6 protein-coding genes are annotated in these 6,658 nt (G+C 40.1%); all 6 read right to left on the minus strand.

Going from position 1 to position 6,658, the window contains the following annotated elements; translation table 11 throughout:
- Positions 1-601, minus strand: a 601-nt coding sequence (locus tag MSI_RS12685; RefSeq protein WP_039924952.1) for an NAD(P)/FAD-dependent oxidoreductase, incomplete at its 3' end; no start/stop codon positions are given.
- 58 nt (positions 602-659) lie between these two features.
- Entirely contained in the window at positions 660-2,420 is a 1,761-nt protein-coding gene (locus MSI_RS12690; protein ID WP_009107750.1) for an MATE family efflux transporter, read from the minus strand.
- 34 nt (positions 2,421-2,454) lie between these two features.
- A complete protein-coding gene (gene malQ, locus MSI_RS12695) occupies positions 2,455-3,951 on the minus strand; it encodes a 4-alpha-glucanotransferase (protein WP_039924954.1) in 1,497 nt (498 codons plus the stop codon).
- 46 nt (positions 3,952-3,997) lie between these two features.
- Positions 3,998-5,008, minus strand: coding sequence for a LacI family DNA-binding transcriptional regulator (locus MSI_RS12700; protein ID WP_009107754.1), 1,011 nt, complete (start codon positions 5,006-5,008; stop codon positions 3,998-4,000).
- A 21-nt stretch (positions 5,009-5,029) separates the two neighbouring features.
- Positions 5,030-5,875 (minus strand): carbohydrate ABC transporter permease, encoded by an 846-nt coding sequence (locus MSI_RS12705; RefSeq protein ID WP_009107755.1) that lies wholly within the window; start codon positions 5,873-5,875, stop codon positions 5,030-5,032.
- The coding region (locus tag MSI_RS12710; protein ID WP_039924956.1) for a carbohydrate ABC transporter permease at positions 5,875-6,658 on the minus strand (784 nt) is incomplete at its 5' end. The genes MSI_RS12705 and MSI_RS12710, both read right to left, overlap by 1 nt.

Consider the following 6,658-nt stretch of genomic DNA (forward strand, 5'->3'; position numbering starts at 1 on the left):
GGAAGTCTTTTTTTGTTCCATCATGATCCTGATTCAGATTAATTGCAGAGACTTCTGTATTTGTGATAATTTCTACCTTATTTGCCTTCAAAAAATTAATCAGCTCTTTGTAAATTACCTGGCCATAGTCTGTTCCAAGGTGGCGGATATCAGCATCAAGAAGATGAAGGTTATGCTGGGTACAGATTTTCTTAAAGAAGGAATCCTTAGAAGTATAAAGGCGTGGGAATTGCAGATTTTTATTTTCCCGATCAGAGTACTGCTTAAAAAAGTTTTCGTTACAGCTGTCTACTGTGCGCATCAGTTCAAGGGCTTTTTCCTTACCGATTTTTTCCCAGAGGTTTCCGCCAAAATCATTTGTAATAGGAAATTTTCCATCCGAAAATGCTCCGGCTCCACCTTCTCCGTCCATAATTGAACAGGTTTTGCAGCGTACACAGTTTGTCTTATTTTTGATTGCAGGGCAAATACGTTTTTCTATAGAGTTACCCTTTTCAATAATAATGATATTAAGATTTGGATTTTCTTTTACAAGACCATAAGCCGTATAAAGACCGGCAGGACCTGCTCCGATTATTGCAACATCATAATTTTCTTTCATTTTTACGTCCTGCCTGTATTATAGCTTTTTAATGGAAAAAAATCACAGGAATTTGAGATTATACCCGGATTAAAAGAGAATTAATTCCGCCTGTACACTGATAGTTCATTTCTTCTGCCATAGAAGCTATCATTCTGATTCCGACATTTTTTGTAATATCCTGTGGTGTAAACTGTTCAAGACGCAATTTTGGATTAAAGGCTTTACAGTCATCACGAATACAGATTACAAGACGCTCCTTTGCAATAATACGCACATAAACATAATGTTTTTGTCTTTCTGAAAATCCGTGAGTAACAACATTTCCAGCCATTTCTTCAACTGCAAGTCCCGCTACATTACATTTTCTTTCTTCAACCTGTCTCTTACGGCAAAAGTCTATTACTTTTGCAGAAATCTGAAGAACATCTTCCATAGAATGAAGATAGAATTCCATAAACTGATCCGATTCTGCAGAAAAATCAGAATCAAGTTTCATCCAGTCTGCAGTAGATGAAGGAAGTTTTTTTGCAAAAACAATTACAGATAGGGCAATTGCAAGAAGAGAAAGAACTTCAGCGGCAGGGAATGAAAGCCAGCATGCATCAGAACCAATCAGACCTATCATTACAACTGCAAAAACTGCCATAACCAGAGGTTCAGTTACAGAAATTACATTAACCAGCAGAGTTTTTTTCTGAAGCTGATAAGTTTTGAGTAGGAGTCCTGAAATAGTATTAAAAATCAAAAAACAAGGGAAAAGCAGGAACATACGTCGGGTAACATTCCAGGCTGCATCATATTGACTGAAGAATATAGAAGAAAGATTTCCTGAAGCCAGCATTAGAAGAGCCGTTACGGTAACAGAAATAAGAGTACAGAAGAAGAGAGCAAAACGCAGAAGTTTTTCAAAGGAGTTTTTATCTTCCTCACCGTAATAAATGCTTCCCATTGTTGCAAAAGCATTTGCGCTTCCCATAGGAATAGAACCGATAATAGCGCAGACTGTAGACTGAACTGTCATAGCAGCAACTGCCGCCGTACCGATATTTACCATAAGCATACGGTTCATAATGTAACCGCGGATTGCGCCGCCGCTAACCATCATAAGGCTTGCAAGCCCAAGGTGCATTGCCTCCGGCAAATCGCTGAACGAAAGCTCTTTAAAGTGAAGGAAAACAGCTTTTGATTTTGATGTAAAGCCCGGAAGCATAACAAGGAAAGAAAGCAGATAACTTGCAGAAGTTGCAATTCCCATACCAAATATTCCTAAGTTTCCATAGGCAACAAAAAGAATATCAAGAACTGTGTTTGAAACAATCATTACGCCGATTCCCAGATAACAGCGTTTAATGTCGTTATTAAAAGGCAGGAAAATCATCAGCATTCGCACAAGTATCATAAAGATGATTCCAGGTGCAAAGCCTGCAATATAATCTGCAAGCATATTAACTATATAACCTTCTGCGCCAAGAAGAACCGCAAGAGACTGGCGGCTCAAAAGGAAAGCTGCGGTAATTGATAAACTGACGATACTCAGGAAAACAACACCCGTAGAAAAAAGAGTAACTACCCTTTTTCCCTCACCTGAGCCTATAAGTCTTCCGCAGAGAATATGGGATCCGAATACAACAACATCCATTACCCCAAGCAGCATGCCAATCGGAGCAAAAAATCCGATGGCAGCCATGGCGTCAGTTCCTATATACTGGCTGGTTATAAGACTGTCAACAAAAGTATTGATAGAATATACGAGGATTTCAATAATCTGAATTGGAAGCAGACGAAGAAAAGCTTTACTTACCAGAAGTGAAAAATTTTCCTTACCGATTTGTTCCATAATTATTTCTCCTCGAAATATTTTCTATTTATATTTATCTGTCAGCACGTCCAAACAATCTTGTGTAATATCCAAGGAACTCAAACTGCTTGTCTGTAATCTGGTCTTCTGATGCACGCCACTTCCAGTTGTTACCAACAGTAGATGGAATGTTCATGCGGGCTGAACCGTCAAGTCCAATCAAATCCTGCATACAGAGAATACAGGTGTTGGCAACACAGGAAAGTGCACTGATCATCATTTCCTGACGGAGTTCATCATCGCTTTCTGCGCGCAGATATTTTTTTGCAAAAGCAACGTCATCTGCCCCGGCAGATTTGCACCAGCCAAGAATTGTGTCGTTATCGTGAGTTCCTGTGTAAACTACGCTGTTGTGTCCGTAGCGGTGAGGAATGTAATCGCTTTCTTCGCGGCTGTCAAAAGCAAACTGAAGCACCTTCATTCCAGGGAAGCCTACATCCTTAAGCATCTGAATTACAGTTGGTGTAAGGAATCCAAGGTCTTCTGCAATAATATTGATGTCGCCGAACTCTTTGCGGATTTCATTAAAGAGATGAGCGCCAGGTCCCTTTCTCCACTGACCGATTTTTGCGTTTTCAGAGCCGAATGGAATACAGTAATATTCATCAAAACCGCGGAAGTGGTCGATTCGGATTACATCATAAATCTTAAGACACTCTGAGATGCGTTTTTTCCACCAGGCGTAATTTGTCTGCTTGTGGTATTCCCAGTCGTAAACAGGGTTACCCCAGAGCTGTCCGTCTGCACTGAAGGCATCTGGAGGACAGCCTGCAACTTCAATCGGAGTCAAATCCCCTTTAAGGGCAAACTGTTTTGGATTTGTCCAGACGTCGCTTGAGTCAGCGGCAACATAAATTGGAATATCACCAATAATTTTAATGCCGTTATCATTGGCATATTTTTTAAGTTCATACCACTGTTTATAGAAGAGATACTGCAAAATCTTGTAGTACTGAACGCGTTTTGCACAGCGCTCTGACCAGTTTACAACGGCTCCCGGCTGGCGTACTTTAATATCGCTTTCCCAGGTAGAAAAGCTTGCTCCATTATGGGCATCTTTAATTGCCATAAAAAGTGCGTAATCCTCAAGCCAGAAAGAATTGTCTGAGCAGTATTTTTCAAAATCAGCAGGGATATTTTTATTGAAGTTTTCCTGAAGCTTTGCAAAAACCTTGTGACGTTCAACATACAAAAGCCCGTAATCAACGTAGTTTTTGTTATTGCCCCAATTTACATTTGCCCAGTCATCGTGAGCCAAAAGCCCTTCTGCTTCCAGTTTTTCAAAATCAATAAAATAAGGGTTTCCGGCGAAAGTTGAAAAGCTCTGATAAGGAGAATCGCCGTAGCTTGTAGGACAGATCGGAAGCATCTGCCAGTAAGTCTGTCCATACTTTTTAAGATAATCTACAAACTGGTAGGCATATTTTCCCAAAGTTCCAATTCCGGTATTTCCCGGAAGAGAAGAAATATGCATCAAAACTCCACTTGCTCTATTGTCTAAAATACTCATAGTTTTCCCCTGTGTAAGCGAGCCGGTCAGAGCTCGCGGCCTTTACCTATATATAAACTCTTTTTACGCTCTCGCCGTGAACAAACTCAAAAGGAATGTATTTGTTCACAGGTTCAGCATTATTTTCTATACAGTCCAGCAGAATTGAAAGCCCTTCATCTGCAAGGCTGTTTGAAAGCTGTTTAATTGTTGTAAGACGCGGCAGATAAAACTCTCCCAAAGATATTCCGTCAAAGCCGATTACAGAAATATCCTCCGGAATTTTATAGCCCATATCAGAAAGCTGACGGCAGGCTCCTATTGCCATTGCGTCCGACATTGTAAAAATTGCAGTCAAATCCCTGTTTTTTTCCATCAGAATTTTTGCCGCATAAGCCCCACCTTCAAAAGAATATTTTGAAGCTACGTAAGACTCTTTAAAATCAAAATCCAGGCCTGCCATTTTCATGGCAGATAAAAAGCCGTCAAAACGCTTTTGCGTCATGTCCGAGCCGCCAAGATTACCACCAATAACCCCGATTTTCTGATGCCCCTGATGAATCAGGTAATTTGCCGAATACTGGGCAGCGGTAAAGTTATCGGTAGACACACTGGAAAGGCAGATTCCTTCTATTTTATCTGCCTCATTGGAAATTACTACGCAGGGCACCTGAAGCTTTTCAAAATCTTCGCGGAATAAGTCCGGGCTTCCTCCAAGGAAAATCACCCCGACAGGCTTCTGCTCGTAGTAAATGCGGTTTGCGGCCTTTGCCTCGTTTTCGTATTCATCAAGCACTACAACGCTGGCATTATATGGAAGCGGTTCAATCTTTTTCTGAATACGCTCCAGAAGGCTGTTCAAAAGGATACTCGAAGTTCCCTTTACAATTATGACTAAGGTTTTTCTGTCCTGCTGCTTTAGCTGCTTAGCATTTGTATTGAGAATAAAATCATGCTTTTTTACAACTGCAAGAACTTTTTCGCGGGTTTTATCACTCACATCCGGGTGATTATTCAAAACGCGGGAAACAGTTCCTACAGCACAGCCGCATTCGCGGGCAATATCCTTTATAGTCATAGGTAAAGCTTTTGCCTGGTATTATCCCTTCACGGCACCGGCAATAACGCCCTTGATTATATACTTTTGTGACGAAATATAGAATGCAATAATAGGAACAATTGCAACTACCAGCATGGCCATAAATCCGCCGTAGTCGGTTGAACCGTAGGCACCCTGCATGGCAAGCTGAATTGCTACAGGAACAGTTTTATGGTCAGAACCCAAAATAAGATAAGGAAGAAGATAGTCATTCCAGATCCACATAGCCTGAAGAATTGCTACAGTAATTGCAGTTGGCTTAAGCATAGGGAATACAACCAGGAAGTAAGTCTGAATAGGATTACAACCGTCAATTGTTGCTGCTTCTTCAACTTCCAGAGGAATAGATTTGATAAAGCCTGTGAACATGAAAACTGTAAGTCCGGCACCAAATCCAAGGTAAACAAAAAGGATTCCGAAAACGTTATCAAAATAAATGCGGTTTACCACAAAAGTCATTGTGTACATTACCATCTGGAATGGAACAATCATACTGAATGTAAACATGTAGTAAAGAATTCTTGTGAACTTACTTTTTGCACGAACAATAAACCATGCTGTCATGGAAGTACATACAATAATAAGGCTGACACCAACAACAGTAATCCATACAGAACGCAAAAATGCTACAAAAAAGCCTGAAGAAGTAATACCACGGATATAGTTTTCAAAGCCTACGAACATTGAACCAAAAGGCAGGGCAAATGGATCTGTCGAAACATAAAGCCTTGACTTAAAAGAGTTCATAAAAACCAGTAAAATCGGGAAAATGAATATTGCTGTAAGGGCAACAAGAAGACAGGTCTGTGCGAACTGCTTAGCCCCTTTGTTATTTTCTATCATCATTAGTGTTCAATCTCCTTTGTATTTGTAAGTTTAAGCTGAACAAAGGCAATTACGGCAACAATCAGGAAGAAAACCACAGCCTTTGCCTGACCTACGCCCTGGAAACCGGTTCTACCATAGAAGGTCTTGTAAATGTTCAAAGCAAGCATTTCTGTACTTGTTCCAGGGGCACCGTTTGTAAGGGCCAGGTTCTGGTCGAACATTTTGAAAGAGTTTGTAAGAGTAAGGAACATACAAATGGTAATAGAAGGCATTACCATAGGAAGCTTAATTTTAAAAAGTGTTGTAAGACCCGAAGCACCGTCAATTGAAGCAGCTTCAAGCATATCAGAAGGAATGTTCTGAAGACCGGCAATGTAGATTACCATCATATAACCGATAAGCTGCCAGTTTGTAAGAACTACAAGTCCCCAGAATCCGTATTTTGCATTGAAAGAAATATCCTCTCCAAAAAAGTGAAGAAGAATACCATTAATAAGAAGGTTCCAGATATATCCAAGTACGATACCGCCGATTAAGTTTGGCATGAAGAAAACCGAGCGGAAGAAGTTAGTTCCCTTAAGGCCTTTTGTAAGAAGAAGTGCCAGAAGGAAGGCAAAAACGTTTACAGTAATCATGGAAACAACGGTAAATATTGTTGTAAATCTAAGTGCATGAATGAATTCCGCATTAATTGTAAAAGCACGAATATAATTCTTAAAGCCAACAAAATGTGCGTCCGTAACAACCTTAAATTTTGTAAATGAAAGGAAAAATCCCATAATAAATGGAACTACAAAAAAA

This window comes from Treponema sp. JC4 (assembly GCF_000260795.1).
Taxonomy (GTDB): Bacteria; Spirochaetota; Spirochaetia; order Treponematales; family Treponemataceae; genus Treponema_D.

Excerpts from the sequence above, each read along its gene's own strand:
- MSI_RS12690 (WP_009107750.1), bottom strand. The coding sequence starts at position 2,420 with ATGGAACAAATCGGTAAGGAAAATTTTTCACTTCTGGTAAGTAAAGCT.
- malQ (WP_039924954.1), bottom strand. The coding sequence starts at position 3,951 with ATGAGTATTTTAGACAATAGAGCAAGTGGAGTTTTGATGCATATTTCT.
- MSI_RS12700 (WP_009107754.1), bottom strand. The coding sequence starts at position 5,008 with ATGACTATAAAGGATATTGCCCGCGAATGCGGCTGTGCTGTAGGAACT.
- MSI_RS12705 (WP_009107755.1), bottom strand. The coding sequence starts at position 5,875 with ATGATGATAGAAAATAACAAAGGGGCTAAGCAGTTCGCACAGACCTGT.